This is a genomic window from Metallibacterium sp., assembly GCF_054637675.1.
This window is the reverse complement of the sequence record NZ_JBTSRB010000026.1, coordinates 1-19,741: the sequence shown is the minus strand read 5'-3', so window position 1 is coordinate 19,741 and position 19,741 is coordinate 1. Positions and strand designations below refer to the sequence as shown.

The 19,741-nt window shown below is 66.8% G+C and carries 15 protein-coding genes, 1 tRNA gene, 1 pseudogene and 1 riboswitch; of the genes and pseudogenes, 8 read left to right on the top strand and 9 right to left on the bottom strand.

Going from position 1 to position 19,741, the window contains the following annotated elements; translation table 11 throughout:
- Positions 1-194 precede the first annotated feature (194 nt).
- From ACYDAT_RS09305 to ACYDAT_RS09285, 5 genes are all read left to right on the top strand, one after another.
- A tRNA-Gly gene (locus ACYDAT_RS09305) sits at positions 195-268 on the top strand.
- Positions 269-324: 56 nt separating this feature from the next.
- Complete coding sequence (gene rimK, locus ACYDAT_RS09300; RefSeq protein ID WP_461439307.1) at positions 325-1,215, top strand: 30S ribosomal protein S6--L-glutamate ligase; 891 nt, start codon at positions 325-327, stop codon at positions 1,213-1,215.
- A 315-nt stretch (positions 1,216-1,530) separates the two neighbouring features.
- On the top strand, positions 1,531-2,220 hold the full coding sequence (locus ACYDAT_RS09295; protein WP_461442086.1) for a response regulator transcription factor: 690 nt from the start codon (positions 1,531-1,533) through the stop codon (positions 2,218-2,220).
- Complete coding sequence (locus tag ACYDAT_RS09290) at positions 2,162-3,523, top strand: sensor histidine kinase (RefSeq protein WP_461449774.1); 1,362 nt, start codon at positions 2,162-2,164, stop codon at positions 3,521-3,523. Before ACYDAT_RS09295 ends, ACYDAT_RS09290 begins: the two co-directional genes overlap by 59 nt.
- A gap of 67 nt (positions 3,524-3,590) precedes the next feature.
- A complete protein-coding gene (locus tag ACYDAT_RS09285; RefSeq protein WP_461439310.1) occupies positions 3,591-4,640 on the top strand; it encodes an NAD(P)/FAD-dependent oxidoreductase in 1,050 nt (349 codons plus the stop codon).
- Positions 4,641-4,732: 92 nt separating this feature from the next.
- Here the strand turns inward: ACYDAT_RS09285 and ACYDAT_RS09280 are convergent, their stop codons facing one another.
- The 5 genes and pseudogenes from ACYDAT_RS09280 to ahcY form a co-directional block, all read right to left on the bottom strand.
- A complete protein-coding gene (locus ACYDAT_RS09280) occupies positions 4,733-5,659 on the bottom strand; it encodes a branched-chain amino acid transaminase (RefSeq protein ID WP_461449748.1) in 927 nt (308 codons plus the stop codon).
- Between the two features lie 287 nt (positions 5,660-5,946).
- Complete coding sequence (locus ACYDAT_RS09275) at positions 5,947-6,558, bottom strand: hypothetical protein (protein WP_461449746.1); 612 nt, start codon at positions 6,556-6,558, stop codon at positions 5,947-5,949.
- Positions 6,559-6,589: 31 nt separating this feature from the next.
- A complete protein-coding gene (gene metF / locus ACYDAT_RS09270) occupies positions 6,590-7,441 on the bottom strand; it encodes a methylenetetrahydrofolate reductase [NAD(P)H] (RefSeq protein WP_461449744.1) in 852 nt (283 codons plus the stop codon).
- Positions 7,438-7,760, bottom strand: a pseudogene (locus tag ACYDAT_RS09265) (four helix bundle protein). The gene metF and the pseudogene ACYDAT_RS09265 overlap by 4 nt, the downstream one beginning before the upstream one ends.
- 82 nt (positions 7,761-7,842) lie before the next feature.
- Positions 7,843-9,273 carry an adenosylhomocysteinase gene (gene ahcY, locus ACYDAT_RS09260; RefSeq protein ID WP_461439314.1) on the bottom strand — a complete coding sequence of 477 codons (1,431 nt, stop codon included), beginning with the start codon at positions 9,271-9,273 and terminating at the stop codon, positions 7,843-7,845.
- A 54-nt stretch (positions 9,274-9,327) separates the two neighbouring features.
- Positions 9,328-9,430, bottom strand: a riboswitch (S-adenosyl-L-homocysteine riboswitch).
- Positions 9,431-9,535: 105 nt separating this feature from the next.
- Here ahcY and ppc point away from each other — a divergent pair.
- Positions 9,536-12,244: a phosphoenolpyruvate carboxylase gene (ppc, locus tag ACYDAT_RS09255; RefSeq protein WP_461441607.1), complete on the top strand. Its 2,709-nt coding sequence runs from the start codon at positions 9,536-9,538 to the stop codon at positions 12,242-12,244.
- Positions 12,245-12,333: 89 nt separating this feature from the next.
- On the opposite strand, the gene ACYDAT_RS09250 is transcribed toward ppc, so the two are convergent.
- The 4 genes from ACYDAT_RS09250 to pdhA form a co-directional block, all read right to left on the bottom strand.
- A complete protein-coding gene (locus tag ACYDAT_RS09250; RefSeq protein WP_461449742.1) occupies positions 12,334-13,161 on the bottom strand; it encodes an HNH endonuclease in 828 nt (275 codons plus the stop codon).
- A gap of 108 nt (positions 13,162-13,269) precedes the next feature.
- Positions 13,270-14,721: a dihydrolipoamide acetyltransferase family protein gene (locus tag ACYDAT_RS09245; protein WP_461441609.1), complete on the bottom strand. Its 1,452-nt coding sequence runs from the start codon at positions 14,719-14,721 to the stop codon at positions 13,270-13,272.
- A gap of 158 nt (positions 14,722-14,879) precedes the next feature.
- Positions 14,880-15,857: an alpha-ketoacid dehydrogenase subunit beta gene (locus ACYDAT_RS09240; RefSeq protein ID WP_461439318.1), complete on the bottom strand. Its 978-nt coding sequence runs from the start codon at positions 15,855-15,857 to the stop codon at positions 14,880-14,882.
- 14 nt (positions 15,858-15,871) lie between these two features.
- On the bottom strand, positions 15,872-16,954 hold the full coding sequence (pdhA, locus tag ACYDAT_RS09235) for a pyruvate dehydrogenase (acetyl-transferring) E1 component subunit alpha (protein WP_461449740.1): 1,083 nt from the start codon (positions 16,952-16,954) through the stop codon (positions 15,872-15,874).
- Between the two features lie 195 nt (positions 16,955-17,149).
- On the opposite strand from pdhA, the gene ACYDAT_RS09230 reads away from it, so the two are divergent.
- Positions 17,150-18,004, top strand: a complete 855-nt coding sequence (locus tag ACYDAT_RS09230; RefSeq protein ID WP_461441610.1) for a tryptophan 2,3-dioxygenase — start codon at positions 17,150-17,152, stop codon at positions 18,002-18,004.
- 88 nt (positions 18,005-18,092) lie between these two features.
- On the top strand, positions 18,093-19,583 hold the full coding sequence (locus tag ACYDAT_RS09225) for a peptide MFS transporter (protein ID WP_461449738.1): 1,491 nt from the start codon (positions 18,093-18,095) through the stop codon (positions 19,581-19,583).
- Positions 19,584-19,741 lie beyond the last annotated feature (158 nt).

Here is a 19,741-nt window from a genome sequence, read left to right as displayed (position 1 = left end):
CGCGAATGCGAACACATTCGCCGCCGGTCACGACGCGGTCTCACCGGATGGAGCCTACTCTCGCGCATGCGCCTGAACCCGTCCTGCACGATTTCCGGGGCGCCACGGGTGCTGTCAACCAAACACCAGCAGCCCCCGCGGCAGGCAGCGCAGCTTGCCGCAATTCGGTGGCCTGCGTAAGCTGCGCAGGCGTTGCGGGTGTAGCTCAATGGTAGAGCTGTAGCTTCCCAAGCTACTGACGAGGGTTCGATTCCCTTCACCCGCTCCAGTGTCCCGCGTGGCTTGCGCCTGGCAGCCCGCTCCCGGTGCAGGATCGATCCGCGCTTGAAGCTCGCCATCCTCTCGCGCAACACCAGGTTGTACTCGACGCGGCGTCTGGTCGAGGCGGCGCGCGCGCGCGGGCATCAGGTGCGCGTGCTCGATCCGCTGCGCTGCTACATGCGCATCGCCCCGGATGATTTTGCCCTGCACTATCGTGGTCGCGCGCTGCGCGGCGTCGACGCGGTGATCCCGCGCATCGGCACCACGATCACGTTCTATGGCACCGCGGTACTGCGCCAGATGGAGCTGATGGGCGCGTATACGCCCAATGGCGCCGATGCCATCCTCAAGGCACGCGACAAGCTGCGCTGCCTGCAATTGCTGGCAGTTGCCGGCCTGCCGCTGCCATGCACGGCCTTCGGCGACAATCCCGACGACACCGCCGACCTGCTCTCGCTGCTGGGCGAGCCGCCGCATGTGATCAAGCTCAACGAAGGCACGCAGGGGCAGGGCGTGGTGCTGGCGGAAAAGCGCTCGTCATCGCAAAGCGTGATCGAGGCCTTCCGCGGCCTGTACGCCAATTTTCTGGTGCAGGAGTTCATCGCCGAGGCGAACGGCTGCGACTTGCGCTGCTTCGTGGTCGGCGGGCGCGTGATCGCGGCCATGCAGCGCTGCGCGCAGCCCGGCGAATTTCGCGCCAACCTGCATCGCGGCGGCAATGCCGTCGCGGTCAAGTTGAGCGCCGCCGAGCGCAGGCTGGCGCTGCACGCCGCCGCGACGCTGGGGCTGGAAGTGGCCGGGGTCGATCTGATTCGCTCCGCGCGCGGCCCGCTGTTGCTGGAGGTCAACGCCTCGCCCGGGTTGGAGGGCATCGAGGCCGCTTCCGGCGTGGATGTCGCCGGCGAGATCATCGCCTTGATCGAACGTCACCTGCGCCGCCGCCGCGCACGCTGAGCTTGCAGATAATCGCCAAATGCTTGCGCAGATGCATCGAATCGCGCGCTTAATTAACACGCCCCTGCGGCGCGCTTAACGCGGCTTTAAACGCCACGCGTCTACAAAGGCTGCACTGTAGTGCGGGCGGGCCAGAGTCTCGGGCTGTCGCGGATTACGGTAATCGGGGCAGTAGCTTGGGCCCGATGAGGCGGGTTTTCCCCAACAGCGCCTCGTCGGGCCTTTTTCTTTGCGCTTGCCGTCGTCGGCGGCAGCACCTGCGGCGATCGCGGTAAGCTCTTGCCGCGGCAGTGGCTGCGTGGCGGAGGATGCTTCATGCGCGTGCTGGTCATCGAAGACAACAACGACATCGCCACCAATATCGGCGATTACTTGGAAGACCGCGGTCACGTGGTCGATTTCGCCGGCGATGGCGTCACCGGCCTGCATCTGGCGGTGGTGCATGATTTCGACGTGTTGGTGCTGGACCTGACCCTGCCTGGCATGGACGGGCTGGAACTGTGTCGCAAGCTGCGCCACGAGGCGCACAAGCAAACTCCGGTGCTGATGCTGACCGCGCGCGATGCGCTGGAGCAGAAGCTCACCGGCTTCGAGTCCGGCGCCGACGACTACATGACCAAACCCTTCGCGCTGCAGGAGCTGGGCGCGCGGCTGGAGGTGCTGGCACGGCGCGGCAAGGGCCCCAGGAGTCGCGTGCTCAAGGTGGCCGATCTCACCTACAACCTCGACACGCTGATCGTCACCCGCGCCGGCAAGGACATCCCGCTCAACCCGATCGGTTTGAAATTGCTGCAGGCGCTGATGGAAGCCAGCCCTTCGGTGGTCACGCGCCAGGAGCTCGAGCACCACGTGTGGGGCGAGGAACTACCCGATTCCGATTCACTGCGCGTGCATATCCACGGCCTGCGCCAGTTGATCGACAAACCCTTCCCGCGGCCGCTGATCCATACCCGGCATGGCATCGGCTACCGCATGGGCGATACGGATGCTCAAGTCACGGCGTAGGCTGCGCAGCCGCATCTTCATCTCGTTCGCGGTTTTCGGGCTGGCATTGACGCTGCTGTTTGCAGGCAGCGCGATGTATCTGCGTCAGCGTCTGGAGAACCAGCTGCTGGGCAACGCGCTAGAGCGCAATCTCAACAGCTATGCGCAGTCGTTCTACGTTGATCCTTACACGGCACGAGGCCAGCCGCTCGAAAAGGTCAAGGGTATCGTCTTCAGCAAGAGAAAGTTTTCGACGGTGCCCTTCGCCTGGCGCGATCTCGACAATGGCGTCCACACGCTGACCCAGCGGCTGCCCGATGGTCGCGTCGAGGAATACAAGATCGCGGTGCGCAAAGACCCTGATTATTGGTTCTTCCTGACCTACGAGAGTTCGAGCTTGCTGCGCAGTCAGCAGCAATTGACGTATGCGCTCATCCTGGTGGTTCTGGTTTTCGCAATACTCTCGATCCTGATCGGTGCGTGGCTGTCCTCACGCGTGATGCGTCCGGTCAGCGAGCTTGCCGGGCGCCTGCGCGCTTCGCGCCGTGCCGGCACCCTGCAAAAGCTGGCGCCGCATTTCGCCGACGACGAGGTGGGCGAGCTGGCGCGCGCGCTGGACGAATACGCCGAGCGCCTCACCGGCATGGTGCGCCGCGACCACGAGTTCAACGCCGATGTCAGCCACGAGCTGCGCACGCCGCTGGCGGTGATCGCCAGCACCACCGAGCTGATGCTGGCGGCGCCGGAGATGAGCGAGAAACTGCGCGAGCGCCTCAAGCGCATCGAGCGCGCCAGCCGTCAGGCCGCCGAGATCATCGACGCGCTGCTGCTGCTCTCGCGCGCCGAGCGCCAGGGACCAGCCGATGGCGAGAGCACCGACGTGGCCAAGACCGTCGCCGACGTGCTGGAACTGCAGCGCCCGCAACTGCGCAACAAGCCGGTCAGCGTGTCCTTGAACGTGGAGGCGGCACTGGTGGTCAACGCGCCGGCGTCGGTGGTTTCGGTCGCGTTGTCCAATCTGGTCGGCAATGCCTTCAAGTACACCCAGCAGGGCGATGTGCTGGTGCGCGTGCAGGAAGGCCGCGTGCTGGTCGAGGATTCCGGTCCCGGCATCAAGCCCGAGGACGCCGAGCATTTGTTCGAGCGCGGCGTGCGCGGCGAAGGCGTGAAGGGCGGTGGCGCGGGCCTGGGCCTGGCCATCGTGCGGCGTCTGTGCGATCTGTACGGCTGGCGTGTGCGTTTGGCACCGCGCCCGGAAGGCGGCGCGGTGGCGATTCTGGAATTCGATGCCGCGCTGCGCTCTCCTGCCCCAACTGAGGCGTGAGGCTGCCATCGCGCGGCGCCACGTCGGATAATGCCGCGCTTTGACGGGTTGCGGGTGCGAGACGCGGATGATCGAGACCGATGTGGTGATCGTGGGCGCGGGTCCGGTGGGCCTGTTCCAGGTATTCGAGCTGGGCCTGCTCGGCCTCAAGGCGCATCTGGTCGATGCCATGCCGCAAATCGGCGGCCAGTGCGTCGAGTTGTATCCGGACAAGCCCATCTATGACATTCCGGCGCTGCCGGTGTGCGGAGCGCGCGAGCTGATCGAGCGTCTGCAGGAACAGATCCGTCCATTCGCGCCGCAGTTTCATCTCGGGCAGACGGTCACCGCATTGCAGCCGCAGGCGGCCGGCGGCTTCGTATTGAGCACCAGCGCCGGCACGCAGATGCGCTGCGGCGCGGTGGTGATCGCCGCGGGCCTGGGTGCGTTCGAGCCGCGCCGGCTGGGCCTGCCCGAGTCCGCCGCGCTGGAGGGTCACGCGCTGCACTATCACGTGCGCGATGCGGCGGCGTTCGCCGGGCAGGACATCGTCATCGCCGGCGGCGGCGACTCGGCGCTGGACTGGGCGCTGGAGCTGGTCGAGCACGCCCACAGCGTGGTGCTGGTGCACCGCTCGCCGCGTTTCAAGGCCGCGCCGGCCAGCGTGGCGCGCATGCACGCCTTGTGCGATGCGCTGCGCATGCAGTTTCTGGAAGGCGACATCGTCGGCCTCGATGCCGCTGACGCCGCGCTGCAAGCCGTGCGCGTGCGCACGCGCGCCGGCCTGATCGTGCGCGTCGAGGCCGCGCAATTGCTGGTGTTCTGGGGTCTGCATCCCAGGCTCGGGCCGATCGCCGATTGGGGACTCGCGCTGGACAAGCATCAACTGCGCGTGGATACCGCGCACTTCCAGACCAGCCTGCCCGGCGTCCATGCCGTCGGCGACATCAACACGTATGCGGGCAAGAAAAAACTGATCCTGTCCGGGTTTCACGAGGCCGCGCTGGCGGCCTTTGCGATCAAGGAGCGGCTCACGCCCGGTGAGAAGGTGCACCTGCAATACACCACCACCAGCCCGCTGATGCACAAGCGCCTGCACGTCGAGCCGGATCTGTCCGGGTTCGACGATGTGGTTTGACCCGATTGGCAGGCAAAACCGGACATCCTGCCGCGGTTTGCATGCCAAGGGACGCGGCGGTGCCGCGCCACCTTTTCGGGGCTTGACAGGATTCAGCCCGCGACCGGCTCCAGCCAGCCCCAGCGATCCGCGGTGCTGCCATCGAACAGGCCGAAGTAGAGCTGCTGCATGCGCCGCGTGATCGGACCCATGCTGCCGCCGCCGATCTGGCGGCCGTCGACGCTGCGGATCGGCGTGAGCTCGGCCGCGGTGCCGCACATGAACACTTCGTCGGCCAGATACAGGTATTCGCGCGGCAGATCGCGTTCGACCACCTTGATACCGGCCGCCTGTTCGGCCAGCGTGATCAGGGTGTGGCGGGTGATGCCGTTGAGCAGGCTGGCGGCCACCGGCGGCGTGTGCAGCGCGCCGTCGATCACCAGAAACAGATTCTCACCGGCGCCTTCGCTGAGCAGGCCGTTGTGGGCCAGCGCGATACCCTCGCCGAAGCCCAGCCGCCGCGCCTCGCGCGCGATCAACTGACCGGACAGGTAATTGCCACCGGCCTTGGCGCCGGCCGGGATGGTGTTGGGCGCGCAGCGCTGCCAGCTCGACACACACGCGTCGATGCCCTGCTCCAGCACACCCTCGCCCAGATACGCGCCCATCGGTCGCGCCGCGATGGCGACCTCGGTGGGGCAGTCGGCGGCCAGCCCGAAGCCACCCAGGCCCAGATACGCCACCGGGCGCAGATAGGCCGCTTCCAGCTTGTTGGCCTGCATCACCGCGCGGCATGCCGCGGTGAGCTGCGCCTGGTCATAGGGCATGGCCATCGAGTAAATACGCGCCGAATTGGACAGGCGCTTGAGATGATCCTGCAGGCGAAAAATCATCGCCCCGCGCGGCGTCTTGTAGCTGCGGATGCCCTCGAACACCGACGAGCCATAATGCAGCCCGTGCGCCATCACGTGCGTGGTGGCCTCGGCCCACGGCTTGATCGCGCCGTTGTGCCAGATGAACTCGGGATAGGTCTGCGTCATGACGAACTCCGCTTGGGGAACGCGACATGATAATGGAGCCGGGACTCGGGACTCGGGACAGAGTGTTGCGCGGCGTTGCCTAATCTTCGTCATCCCCGGGCGCGCGCAGCGCGGGCCGGGGATCCAGTGCACTGCCGCTGCGCTGGATGCCCGCCGTCGCGGGCATGACGATGCGAAGGGACGCGCGACTCTGGGTTCGGGACAAAGCTGCGCGATGGCGCAGGCGGTTTAGTCTTTTCCGGTTTCCGGTTTCCGGTTTCCGGTTTCCGGTTTTCCGTCCCACGCGTTCAGGGCAGCAACCACCAGCAGCCGTGGTCGTTTTCGATGGGGAAACTCAACTCGTTGCCGTCGTCGAGGCTGACGCGCAGGCGCATGGGTGCCGGCGTGCTGTTGCCGGCGTCGGCCGTGGCGTTGATCGGTACTGCGGTGCTCGCTTCAGCGCCGAAGAATCCGCTCGGCGCGACATCGGGCGCGAGTGGCATGATCTTGCCGCTCAGCTCGATGCCCAGCAGCCCTTGCCGCATGGCGCTGGCCAGTACTTGCATGCGCGCGATCGCGGCATGCCTGCCGTAGCCCTGCCACAGCATCAGTCCGGCGAGGCGGTTGATGTCGTGCGCCAGGAATGCGTCGCCGACGCGCGCGCGCAGTTCGGTGGGATCGAGGGGGCACAGGTGCAGCGGCGTGCGGTCGCCGATCGCGGCGACTTCGGGCAATGTGCCCTGCGCGAGGCTGTCGTCGCTGCACGGTGTACCGCTGAACATGGTGCTGCCGCCAGGGCCGAGGCAGCGGTAGATCGGCTGCGTCGCGAGGGAACCATCGCGCGCGTGGGCGCGCGGCATCTGCAGCGGTGTGCTCAGCACAAGGCCGACAAGAACGATCAGCAGGGCCGGGCGCATCATGCGCGGCAGTCTAGCGGAGCGCGCGCGCCGTTCAGCGCAGACGTTCGAGCACGGCTTCGGTGGGCTTGGCCAGATTCAGCGTGTAGAAGTGCAGTTCCGGCGCGCCGCTCTCGAGCAGGCGCCGGCACATGGCCGCCACCACATCGGCGGAGAAGCTGCGGATCGACGCAGTGTCATCGCCATAGGCCTGCATGCGGCGCACGATCCAGCGTGGGATTTCGGCGCCGCATTGCTCGGAGAAGCGCCGCAGTTGCGCGAAATTGGACACCGGCATGATGCCGGGCACGATCGGCGCGCTCACGCCAGCGCGGCGCGCATCCTCGACGAAGTGGAAATAGGCATCGGTGTTGAAGAAATACTGCGTGATCGCGTTGTCGGCGCCGGCCTCGATCTTGGCGACGAAGTGGCGCACGTCGGCGTGCGCATCCTCAGCCTGCGGGTGCGTTTCTGGATACGCCGCCACGGTGATGTGGAAATGCCGGTCGTGCTCGCTGCGGATGAAGCGCACCAGATCTGCGGCGTAGCGGAAATCGCCGGTGGTGGCCATGCCCGATGGCAGATCGCCGCGCAGCGCCACCACGCGCGTGCAGCCGATGTCACGGTATTGTTCCAGCAGCGCGGCGATCTCGCTGCGCGTGCCGCCCATGCACGACAGATGCGGCACCGCGTCCAGCCCGTGCGCCTCGCGCAGCCTGCGCACCGTGTCCGGCGTGTAACTCAGCGTCGAGCCACCGGCGCCGAAGGTCACCGACACGAATTGCGGCGTGTGCACCCGCAAGCGCGTGACCGTGCGTTCGAGTTGCTCGTGCTGCTCGGGGGTTTTGGGGGGGTAGAACTCGAAGGAAACGGGAGTGGAAAGTGGAGAGTGGGAAGTAGGGTTCACGCGCTCTTGGCCCCTGCCTGATTGGATCGAATCAAACCGTTGAGTTTGACAAGGACGGATTCGAGAGCGTCCTTGAGTTCGTTGCAGTAATCGAGGTAACCCAAGTCTTGTCCGAGCCACGGTTGTGTATCGAGCTCCATCAACGAGCCGCGCGCAATATGCAGAAAGCGCACGTACTCGGTCTTGCCGCCGCGTCCCGCACTCTCGGAATATTGGATGGAATGCCGACCGCCGCGCGGCGCATCTGACTCTGCAGACCGAGCCGCTCCATTTCGGGCATGCCGTCGGTGGCGAAATAAACCTTTCGGACGAGCCGCATGGCCTCTTGCCACACTTCCAGTTGATAGTGTCTCGGCATCAGCGCCACGCGGCTCTCCGACTCCCTACTTCCGACTGACCACTCAATACCGGTAATGCTCAGGCTTGTACGGCCCCTCCACCGGCACGCCGAGGTAGGCGGCCTGCGCGGGGGTGAGCGTGGTCAGCTTGACGCCGATCTTCTCCAGATGCAGGCGCGCGACTTCCTCGTCCAGTTTCTTCGGCAGGATGTAGACCTTGGCCTGGTACTTGTCGCGGTTGGCCCACAACTCGATCTGCGCCAGCGTCTGGTTGGCGAACGAATTCGACATCACGAAGCTGGGGTGGCCGGTGGCGCAGCCCAGATTCACCAAGCGGCCTTCAGCCAGCAGGAAGATGCAGTTGCCATTGGCGAAGGTGTATTTGTCCACCTGCGGCTTGATGTTGAGCTTGGTCGCGCCGCTGGTGTTCAGTGCATCGACCTGGATCTCGTTGTCGAAGTGGCCGATGTTGCAGACGATGGCCTGATCCTTCATGGCCTGCATGTGTCGCAGGGTGATGATGTCCCTGTTGCCGGTGGTGGTGACGTAGATATCGCCGCTGCCGAGAGTGTCCTCGATAGTGTTGACCTCGAAGCCCTCCATCGCCGCCTGCAGCGCGCAGATCGGATCGATCTCGGTGATCACCACGCGGCAGCCATACGCGCGCAACGAGTGAGCGCAGCCCTTGCCAACATCGCCATAGCCGCACACGACCGCGAGCTTGCCGGCCAGCATCACGTCCATGGCGCGCTTGAGGCCGTCGGCCAGCGATTCGCGACAGCCGTAAAGATTGTCGAACTTGCTCTTGGTCACCGAGTCATTGACGTTGATCGCCGGCACCAGCAGCGTGCCGGCCTCCCGCATCTGGTACAGACGGTGCACGCCGGTGGTGGTCTCCTCGGACACGCCCTTCCAGTCCTTGACCACGTTGTGCCAGTAGCCGGGGCGCTCCCTGGCCACGCGCTTGAGCAGGTTCTTGATCACCTGCTCCTCGTGGCTGGCCGAGGCGCCGTTGACCCAGTCGCTGCCGTTTTCCAACTCGTGCCCCTTGTGGATCAGCAAGGTCACGTCGCCGCCGTCGTCCACCACCAGTTGCGGGCCCATGCCGCCGCCGCCGAAGCTCAGCGCGTCCAGCGTGCAGTCCCAGTATTCCTCCAGCGTCTCCCCCTTCCACGCGAACACCGGCGTGCCGGTTTTGGCGATCGCGGCGGCGGCGTGGTCTTGGGTGCTGAAGATGTTGCACGAGGCCCAGCGCACGTTGGCGCCGAGATCCTTCAGCGTCTCGATCAGCACCGCGGTCTGGATGGTCATGTGCAGCGATCCAGTGACGCGCACGCCCCGCAGCGGCTGCGCGACGGCATACTTGCGGCGGATCGACATCAGCCCCGGCATTTCATGCTCGGCGATGTCGATTTCCTTGCGACCGAAGTCGGCGAGGGTGATGTCGGCGACCTTGCAATCGGCGCCGGTAGCGGTATGGGCGAGTGCGTTCACGATGTACTCCGATGGATGCGCGAAAGTGGCGGGGTACGCATGGGGGCATGCAAAACCCGGCGGGCGCGGTTGTACGAACTGCCGCACCGAGCCTGGCCGTGGGCTCCGCAGGCTGAAGCCTGCTTGCCGGAACACGGTCGCAGCGCCCCTCGGCGATGCAGATGGTTTTAGTATATCGCTCTCTCCGGATGGAGAGATAAAGGCTTTGTCAACGCGCGTTTGGCAGCAGGGATACGGTCGACGCCCATGATCCGGAACTTGCATGCACGATTCACGTGAAGCTGAAATCCGCCCGCAGGACGCGCCACTGCGCGAGGACGTGCGCCGCCTCGGCGCTCTCGTCGGCGAGATGCTGGGCGAGCAGATGGGCGCCGAGTTTCTTGACGCCGTCGAGGCGATCCGTGCCGCGGCCATCCAGCGCCGCGAGTCGGCCGCGCCGGTCGATGCGCTGGCCGGGCGCTTGCAGGCTCTGGCGCCCGTTTTTGCTGATGCGTTGACGCGCGCGTTTTCAACCTATTTCCACGTGGTCAATGTCGCCGAGCGCGTGCACCGCATCCGCCGTCGCCGCGCATGGCAGCGTGCGCTGGCCACGCCGCAGCCGGATGGCCTGCACGACACGCTGGCGCATTTGCGCGAGGCCGGCATCGGCCATGCAGCGCTGCGCGACATGCTCGGGCGCCTGCGCATCGAGCCGGTGTTCACCGCGCATCCCACCGAGGCGGTGCGGCGCTCGCTGCTGGAAAAGGAACAAGTCATCGTGCGCTGTCTGGTGGCCGATCTCGACGGCGAACAGACGCCCGGCGAGCGCGCCGCCGGCATCGCGCAGATGCGCATGGCGCTGAGCGTGGGCTGGCAGACCGCCGAAGCCTCGGCGCTGCGCCCCAGCGTGCAGGACGAGGTCGACCATATCGGCTTTTATCTGTCCGATGTGCTGTATCGCGTGTTGCCGGTGTACTACGAGATTCTCGACGACGCGTTGCGCACCAGCGGCGTGGAAGACATCGAGCTGCCCACGCTGCTGCGCTTCGGCACTTGGGTGGGTGGCGACATGGATGGCAATCCCAACGTCGGCGCGGAGACCATCGCCGCCACCTTGCGCGCGCAACGCACGCTGGTGCTGGAGCGCTATCTGGCCGACGTCGCGCGCCTGGCGCGCCTGCTCAGCCAGTCGATCAGCCGCATCGGCGTGGATACGCACGTCATGGCGCGTATCGCGGCGTATCAGCAGATGTTGCCGCAAGCCGCCGCCGCGATCCGCCCGCGCCATGCCGACATGCCCTATCGAGTGCTGCTGACGCTGATGCAGGCGCGGCTGCGCGCCAACCTCGACGACGCGGAGCACGGTTACACCAGCGCCGACGAACTCGCCGCCGACGTGGAGCTGATCGGCGCCAGCCTGCGCACGCACGCGGGTACCCACGCCGGCTGGTTCAGCGTGCGTCGCCTGTTGTGGCGCGTGCGTACGTTCGGCTTTCATCTGGCGCGGCTGGACGTGCGTCAGGATGCGCGCGTGCACGCGCAGGCGCTGGCCGCGGCACTGGATGACGCGCAGTGGAGCGAGCGCGACGCCGCCGCGCAGGCGCAACGCCTGGCGCCTTTTGCCGCCGGCGCTGCGCAACTGCCGGCACCCGCGGATACCGCCGGGCTCGCGCTGGATGCGGTGTTCACCACGCTCGGTACGGCGCGCTCGGCGCGCGGCGACGCCGGCATCGGGTTGTACATCATCAGCATGGCGCACAGCGTCGCCGATGTGCTGGCGGTGCTGGCGCTGGCGCGGCGCGGCGGTCTGCTGGCCGACGGCGCGGTGCCGCTGGACATCGCGCCGCTGCTGGAAACCATCGACGACTTGCAGCGCGGCGCGGACATGCTCGCCGCGCTGCTGGCCGCGCCGGTGTATCGCGCGCATCTGGCCGCGCGCGGCGGCGTGCAGACGGTGATGCTGGGCTATTCCGACAGTGCCAAGGACGGCGGCATTCTGGCCTCGCGCTGGGCGCTGCAACGCGTGCAGACGCAACTGCTCGCGGTGGCCGCGCAGGCCGGCGTGCGCCTGACGTTTTTCCATGGTCGCGGCGGCTCGGTCAGCCGCGGCGGTGGCAAGGCCACGCGCGCGGTGCTGGCCGCGCCGCCCGGCAGCATCGACGGGCGCCTGCGTTTCACCGAGCAGGGCGAGGTGGTGCATCGCAATTACGGCATCCGCGCGCTGGCGCTGCGCACGCTGGAACAGCTCAGTGGCGCGGTGTTGCGCGCCAGCCTCGACGCGCCGCGCCGCGATGCGCGCGAGTCGCATTGGGCCACGGCCATGGATGCCATCGCCGCCGATGGCCAGGCCGCCTACCGCGCGCTGATCGAGGCGCAGGATTTCGTCGCCTACTTTCGCGCCGCCACGCCCATCGACGTGATCGAGCGCATGACGCTCAGCTCGCGTCCGCCGCGGCGCGGCGCGGTCGAGGGCGGCATCGAAAGCCTGCGCGCGATTCCGTGGGTGTTCGCGTGGACGCAGTGCCGTGCCGGCATGACCGCGTGGTTCGGCGTCGGCAGCGCGCTGCAGCGCGCCGCGCACACGCTGGGCGAGGACGCACTGCTGGACATGGCGCGCGAGTGGCCGTTCCTGCGCACGCTGTTGGACGATGTCGAGATGGTGCTGGCCAAGTGCGATCTGGATATCGCCGCGCGCTTCTCGCGGCTCGCCGGCGATGATTTGCACGCGCGCTTCTTTCCGCGCCTGCGCGACGAATTCGCGCTCACCCGACACTGGCTGCTGCGCCTCAAGGGCAGCGATGAGTTGCTGACCGGCGATCCGCGCCTGGCGCAATCCATCCGTCTGCGCAACCCCTACATCGATCCGATGAGCCTGATCCAGCTCGACCTGCTGGCGCGCTGGCGCGCCACTGAGCGCAGCGACGCGGCCCTGTTCGCCGCGCTGGTCACCACCGTCAACGGTATCGCGCAGGGCTTGCAGAACACCGGGTGAGGCGGTGCGCCGATGATCTGCCGCGTGCAAATCCTGCGCCGCCGAACGCCCGAGCGCTGCGCGCAAGGGCCGGGACATGCTTGCGCTGTTTAGCTTGTGGCATTTACTGCAAGCATGGTTGCGCGGTGCCGGTCGATCAACGCCAGGTCGGGAACGAACCGCTCAGGCAGTTCGATTTGCTTGTCTTCGACGGACCAGAACACTTCGCGTACAAACGTATCCTTGCTGGCTTTGAGTGAAGCCGAAAGCACGATGCGCCAGTCGTTGCTCAGCGCGAACAAGTGGCTATCAAAAGCTTTGTCATGGATGGCGGAAAGGCACACCCCGTTGCTCGGGTTCAGACGATTCGCCTTATCGGCGCTCCACGGCACGATGTGACTGGCGACTAGCAAGCGCGCTTCGGAAACGCCGGAGATGCAGCAGCGACCGCGGTAGCTGCTCAGCACAGCGCGACGGAAGAAGTTTTGCTTGATGCGCTGCTGGACGATGGCCTGACGCGTTTCGCCACTGAAGTCGGTGAGCACGAAGTTGTCGCTGGTCTCGGCTGGTGTCGCGCGCTTCAATCCGTGTTGCTGCAGCAGGCGTTGGCGTAACTGCTCGCTTTCGACGGCGAGGCGTTCCCAGTTTGCGTGGAATTCATCCCAAATCTCATGATCCAGCGCCGATGCGCCGCTCAACCCTTTGCGTCCGCTGCTGGTGATCGATGGGTCGAGGCTGGCGAAGTTCACCAGTTTCATCGCCAGCGCACTGGGCGTGCGGCCGATCAGCTTGGCGAGTTCGATGATTTGCGGATTCTTGCTGTGTAGCTTGCCGAACGGCGTCTGGCAGTAAAAATTGAACGCGAGCTTGAGCTGCTCGCGTGTCCAATTGCCTTTGCTGGAAACCGCTTGCGCGGAAATTTTGTGGGCGTCCGTCACGGTACCTTCCTCGACGTGCTGCCTAGATGCCGCGCACTCTGCTACCGCTGCGATCATTGGTACAACCACGGCCTTCGAGAAGCGCTGCGGCTACGCCAAGCGTGCCATTCAGCGCGGCAGCGCGAGGTCGTCGATGACCGCCTTGAGGAAGCGCGCGGCCTCGCCGCCGGTGGCGGCGCGATGGTCGAAGGTCAGCGACAGCGGCATCACGCGGTGCGCCTCGAAGCCGCCCAGCACCGGCACGGTGACGTGATGCAGCTTGCCGGCGCCGAGGATGGCCACGCACGGCGGCACCACCACGGGCGTGGCGTAGCGGCCGGCGAACATGCCGAAGTTGGACAGCATCACGGTGTAGCCGCTGAGTTCGGACGCCGCGATGGAGCGGTCCATCACCTCGGCGCGGGCGCGATTGACCGCGACGCGCAGGCCGGCGGCATCGAGCCGATCGGCGTTGCGCAGCGCCGGCACGAACAAGCCGTCGTCGGTGTCCACGGCCAGACCGATATCGACGTGTGGATGCAGGGTGCGGGTGAGGTTGGCGCCATCGAACCAGGCATTGAGCGCGGGCACGGTCTTGCAGGCCGTCACCAGCGCGCGCAGCAGGCGCACGGTGATGTCGTTGCCGGGCTGCCAGGCGTGCAGGTCGGCGTCATCGACGATGCTGGTCGCCACGATCTGCGCGCGCGCCTCGGCCATGACGCGCGCCATGGTGCGGCGCATGCCCTTGAGCTGCTCGGGCTGGCCGAGCACCGCGTGCGCGGCGGGTGGGCTGGTGCGCACTGGCTTGCCGGCGGCGGAGAGCGCGGTGCGCTGATCTTCCCTTCTCCCCTCGGGAGAAGGTGCCCGCAGGGCGGATGAGGGTTCGGGTGTTGCAGCACGTTGCGCTGATGCCGCACCCTCCCCCGGCGCTGCGCGCCACCCTCTTCCGGCGGCTGCCGCCGCCGTGGCGCTGCCGCTGGCCGCGGCCAGCTTGACGTCGTTCATGGTCACCACGCCACCGGCGCCGCTGGGCGTGACGCGGGTGAGATCGACGCCGAGTTTCTTCGCCAGCGCGCGCACCGCGGGCACGGCCTTGGCGCCACCGACGCTGAGCGCCTGTTCGGCGTGCAGCGCATCGGAGCTTTGCATGGCGCCGACCACGGTGCCGGCATCGCTGCTCGCCGGTTTCGCGCCGCCGCTGCTGAGCTCGCCGCCCGCGTCGGAGGCCACGAGCTTGTCGCCGTTGTGCGCGGCCTTGCTGCCCGCGCCCGCACCCGCACCCGCGGGCGCGTGGTGGTGGCCGGTGGACTGCGCCTCGGCGCGCTGCGGCAGCTTGGGGTCAAGCTCGAACTCGGCCAGCGCGGCGCCGGTGATGATCACGTCGCCGTTGCCGCCGTGCATCTTCACCAGTTTGCCGGAATAGGGCGACGGCACCTCGACCACGGCCTTGGCGGTTTCCATCGACACCAGTGGGTCGTCCAGACGCACCGTGGCGCCTTCCTTCACCAGCCATTCGACGATGGTGGCGTCGGGCAAGCCTTCACCGAGGTCGGGGAGGTGGAATGTCTTGATGTCGGCCATGGCGCGGGTCCGAGTGGAAGGGATAGGAAAATCGGGAGTGGGGAGTGGGGAGTGGGGAGTGGGGAGTGGGGAGTGGGGAGTGGGGAGTGGGGAGTGGGGAGTGGGGCAGGGCGGCGGCTGCCTTCCTATTTCCGACTTCCTGCTTCCTACCCCCGCTCTCACACCGCCAGCGTACGCTTGGCCGCGCTGATGATGCGCTCCACGCTGGGCAGGTATTTCATCTCCAGACGGAACAGCGGGATGTGCGTGTCATAGCCGGTGACGCGCTCGACGGGCGCGTACAGGTCGTACATGGAGTGCTCGGCCAGGCGCGCGGCGACCTCGGCGCCGAAGCCGGCGGTGCGCGGCGCCTCGTGCACGATCACGCAGCGGTGCGTCTTGGCCACCGATTCGGCGATGGTGTCGAAATCCAGCGGCTTGACCGTGGCCAGATCGATCACCTCGGCGCTGATGCCTTCCTGCGCCAGCGCGTCGGCGGCCTCCAGCGTTTCCTTGACCTGCGCGCCCCAGGTCACCAGGGTCACGTCCTGGCCGTCGCGCAGCACGAAGCACACGTCCAGCGGCAGCGCCTCGCCGTCGTCGGGCACTTCTTCCTTGTACTGGCGGTAGATGCGCTTGGGCTCGAAGAACATCACCGGATCGGGATCGCGGATCGCCGCCAGCAGCAAGCCGTAGGCGCGCGCGGGCGAGGACGGCATGACCACGCGCAGGCCGGGGATGTTGGTGAACAGGTGCTCGTTGGCCTCGGAGTGGTGCTCGGGCGCGCGGATGCCGCCGCCCCAGGGCGCGCGGAACACCGCCGGCACGTGCAGGCGCCCGCGCGTACGGTTGCGCATGCGCGCGGCGTGGCAGGCGATGTGCTCCATCATCGGATAGATGAAGCCCTCGAACTGCGCCTCGGCGACGGGTTTCATGCCCTGCGTGGCCATGCCCACGGTGAGCCCGGCGATGGTGGTTTCGTCCAGCGGCGTGTCGATCACGCGCATGGGGCCGAATTTTCCCTGCAGGCCTTGCGTGGCGCGAAACACGCCGCCGTTGACGCCGACATCCTCGCCCAGCACGACGACGGACGGATCGTGCGCCATCTCCCAGGCGAGGGCTTGCGTGACTGCTTCGATCAGGGTGATCTGTGCCATGGTCGGTTCCGCGCTCAGTGGCTGCTTCGTTCGGCGGCCAGAACCTGCGCGCGCTGTTGCGCGAGGTCCACCGGCAGCTCGGCGTAGGTGTAGTCGAACATCGCCGTCACCGGCTGCGGTTTGCTTTCGAGATAGGCGTTGACCTCGACGTCGACGCGCGCGGCGCACTCGGTTTTCCACGCCTCTTCCTTGGCGTCGTCCCAGACCTTGGCGGCGATCAGGTAGGCGCGCATGCGTTTCATCGGTTCGCGCGCCCACGCAGCCTTGACCTCGGCGTCGTCGCGATAGCGGCGTGCGTCATCGGCAGTCGTGTGATCGGCCAGGCGATAGGTGACCGCCTCGATCACCGTGCCGCCGCCGCCGCCGCGCGCGCGCGCGATCGCGGTGTCCATGGCGCTGCGCACGGCGAGCAGATCGTTGCCGTCGACCTGCACGGTTTCAAGACCGGCGGCGATGCCCTTCTGCGCCAGTGTCTTGGCGCCGGTCTGCGCCTTGCGCGGCACCGAGATCGCCCACTGGTTGTTGATGATCACCGCGACCAGCGGCAGCGTCATAGCGCCGGTGACGTTGATGGCGCCGTAGAAATCGGCCTTGGACGAACCGCCGTCGCCGACGCAGCACACCGCCACGCGCGGCTCGCCGCGCAGCTTGTAGGCCAGCGCCGCGCCGGCGGCGTGCAGGCACTGCGTGGCGATCGGCACGCACCAGGCGAAATCGTGGCGCGGGCCGGAGTAATCGTTGCCGCGCTCGTCGCCGCCCCAGTACATCAGCACTTCGCGCGGCTGCACGCCGCGGCAGAACTGCGCGCCGTACTCGCGATAGCTGGGCGCGAAGCAGTCCTCGGGGCGCATCGCCGAGCCGACGCCAATGTGCACGGCCTCGTGGCCCAGCGACGAGGCGTAGGTGCCGAGCTTGCCAGTGCGCTGCAGCGCCACGGACTTGGCATCGAACACGCGCACGAACAGCATCTGCTTGTACAACGCAAGCAATTGCGCGTGGTCCTTGGCCAGCGCCGGCGCGGTGACGCCGGCGCACAACTTGCCTTCGGCATCAAGAAACTGCAGATGCTCGATCTGGAAACTTGCACAGGTGGACACGGGGGAATCTCCCGATATTGGACGCGGCTTGGCCGGAGGGCGCGGGTGCGATCCAGTGCGCGCCTGCGCGTCCGATGTGGCCCATACAAATAACAGGCCGCGCACCGTACCGGCAAGGCATGGTGCAGCACGATGCACGCAAAACGCCGCGCGCGCGGCGTTACCATGCACGCGATTTCATCCTGCGAGTACGCCATGAGCGAGGACAACCTGCGCGCGCTGGAAGCCGGCATCGAGCGCGATCTGGCAGGGCGCATGACCTACGCGGGTTATCTGGATCTGCCGCGCCTGCTCGCCGCGCAGCAGCCGCTGTCGCGTCCCGAGCATCACGACGAGATGCTGTTCATCGTGCAGCATCAGGTGTCGGAGCTGTGGATGAAGCTGGTCATCCACGAACTGCGCGCGGCGATCGCGCATTTGCAACAGGATCGGCTCGATCCCTGCGCGAAAATCCTGGCGCGGGTCAAGCAGGTGCAGCGCCAGTTGTTCGAGCAGTGGGCGGTGCTGGAGACACTCACGCCCAGCGAGTATCTGGAGTTCCGCCACGTGCTGGGGCCGGCCTCGGGCTTCCAGTCGCTGCAATACCGCAGCATCGAATTCCTGCTGGGCAACAAGAACGCCGGAATGCTGCCGGTGTTCGCGCATGATCCGGAAGGCCAGCGCGCGCTCAAGGCGATTCTCGATGCGCCCAGCCTGTACGACGAGTTTCTTCGTCATCTGGCGCGCGGCGGTCACGCGGTGCCCGCGGCATGCATCGAACGCGACTGGTCGCAGCCGTACCATCGCCAGCCCGCGCTGGTGCCGGTGCTGCAGCGCATCTATGCCGACACGCGCACGCACTGGGCGGCCTACGCGTTGTGCGAGCAACTGGTGGACGTGGAGGAAAGCTTCCAGTTGTGGCGCTTTCGGCACATGAAAACCGTCGAGCGCATCATCGGCTACCGGCGTGGCACCGGCGGTTCCAGTGGCGTGGGTTTCCTCAAGCAGGCGTTGGAGCTGACGTTTTTTCCCGAGCTACTGGAGGTGCGCACAGTGCTGCGCGCCGGCTGATCTATTGCGTCGCGCCTTGCGGTCGCGCGGTGCGCGTCGGTAAGGTCGCGCGCTGGCTGGTTCGGATCAGCCGTCACCAGGGCTGAGCATGCATACCAGCGACGATTCGCGCGATTCGTATCCAGTGCCGGATTCCGGCCGATTCCTGGGCCACCCCAGCCTGCTGTGGATGTTGCTGGCGGTCACCGTCGGCACCAACTTCGCATTTTACGGCTTCCGCGCTTTCCTCGCGCCCTACGCCGCCGACACCTTCTTCGCCAATCTCCCGCACGACCGGGCGCTGGAGCAAGCCAACTACCTGTTCGCCGGCTTCGGCGCGCTGGCTTACGCCACCGCGATCCTGGGCGGATGGGTGGCCGACAACGTGCTGGGCGAGGTGCAGGCGCTGCGGCTGTCGCTGTGGCTGATGATCCCGGGGCTGCTGGGCATGACCGTGCCCAACCGCGAGATCTTCACCCTGTCGCTGGCGTTCTTCGTGCTGGCCATCGGCCTCAGCATCCCGCTGACCGTGCTGATCGGGCGCAACTACGCCAAGGACGATCCCAAGCGCGACGCCGGCTACACGCTGTTCTACCTGGCGATCAATTTCGGTGCGTTCGTGGCACCGTTCGCGTGCGCTGCGTGGATCGGTGCGAGCTACGGTTATCGCTGGGGTTTCCTGGCCGCGGCGGCGGGTGCGCTGTGGGCCGCCGTCATTTTCGAGTGGAAGCATCGCCGTGTGCCCGGGGCGAATGACAAGGTGCGTTTCAGGCGGGCATGGTCATCCCCGGCGGTGACGCTGGCGGCGCTGCTGCTGGTGCTGCCCTGCGCGTGGCTGCTGGCGCACCCCGCGGCCATGAACGCGGTGGTGTACGTGCTGATCGGCCTGCTGATGCTGTACTTCATCGTCAGCAGCGTGCGCCGTGGCGACCGCGTGCAGGGCCAGCGCTACATCGCGCTGTTGTTGCTGTTCATCGCCATGGTGCTGTTCTGGGCGTTGAGTCTGCTGAGCGCCAGCGCGCTGAACTTCTTCGCGCGTGATTACGTGGCGCCGCTGTGGCGCGGGCAATTGCTGGGCATGCCATGGAGTTTCACGCTGTTCCAGTCGGTGAATCCGCTGTACATCCTGATCCTCGCCCCGTTCATGGCGATGCTGTGGCCATGGCTGGATCGTCGCGGCATCAATCCCTCGACGCCGCGCAAGTTCGGCATCGGCTTGTTGTTGGTGGCGCTGGGTTACGGGGTGCTCGTGTATGCAGTCGACTACCTGCAACTGCCCGACGGCAAGGTCGCGGCGTGGACACTGCTCGCGTGCTACCTCGGCTCGACCGTCGGCGAGCTGGCGCTGTCGCCGATCGGTTATGCGCTGGTAGGCAAGCTGGCCGCGTCCGACGAGGCATCACTGGCGATGGGCGGCTGGTTCTTCGGCGTCAGCGTGTCCTACGACCTTTCCGGCCAGATCGCCGCGCTCACCACCCGCGGTGGCATCGAGGCCTACGCGCGCGTGTTTGAAGCACTGCTTTACGGCGGCGTCGCGATCGCGCTGGTCTACCTGATTGCCGCGCCGTGGATCGTCAAGCTGATGCACGGCGTGCGCTGAGCGCGACCCGGCTGGCGCGGCGCTGATGGATGCCCGGAGCATGACTTCCGGGCTTTGACCGTCGCGCATCCAGCCACGATGCTGGCCCGGCATGCATCACGGCGCCTGCCGCCGTGACATCACGGGGAAATCATGGCCAGTATCGCTACCCGCGCGGC

Excerpts from the sequence above, each read along its gene's own strand:
- ACYDAT_RS09295 (WP_461442086.1), top strand. The coding sequence starts at position 1,531 with ATGCGCGTGCTGGTCATCGAAGACAACAACGACATCGCCACCAATATC.
- ACYDAT_RS09285 (WP_461439310.1), top strand. The coding sequence starts at position 3,591 with ATGATCGAGACCGATGTGGTGATCGTGGGCGCGGGTCCGGTGGGCCTG.
- ACYDAT_RS09280 (WP_461449748.1), bottom strand. The coding sequence starts at position 5,659 with ATGACGCAGACCTATCCCGAGTTCATCTGGCACAACGGCGCGATCAAG.
- ACYDAT_RS09275 (WP_461449746.1), bottom strand. The coding sequence starts at position 6,558 with ATGATGCGCCCGGCCCTGCTGATCGTTCTTGTCGGCCTTGTGCTGAGC.
- ppc (WP_461441607.1), top strand. The coding sequence starts at position 9,536 with ATGCACGATTCACGTGAAGCTGAAATCCGCCCGCAGGACGCGCCACTG.
- ACYDAT_RS09245 (WP_461441609.1), bottom strand. The coding sequence starts at position 14,721 with ATGGCCGACATCAAGACATTCCACCTCCCCGACCTCGGTGAAGGCTTG.
- ACYDAT_RS09240 (WP_461439318.1), bottom strand. The coding sequence starts at position 15,857 with ATGGCACAGATCACCCTGATCGAAGCAGTCACGCAAGCCCTCGCCTGG.
- ACYDAT_RS09230 (WP_461441610.1), top strand. The coding sequence starts at position 17,150 with ATGAGCGAGGACAACCTGCGCGCGCTGGAAGCCGGCATCGAGCGCGAT.
- ACYDAT_RS09225 (WP_461449738.1), top strand. The coding sequence starts at position 18,093 with ATGCATACCAGCGACGATTCGCGCGATTCGTATCCAGTGCCGGATTCC.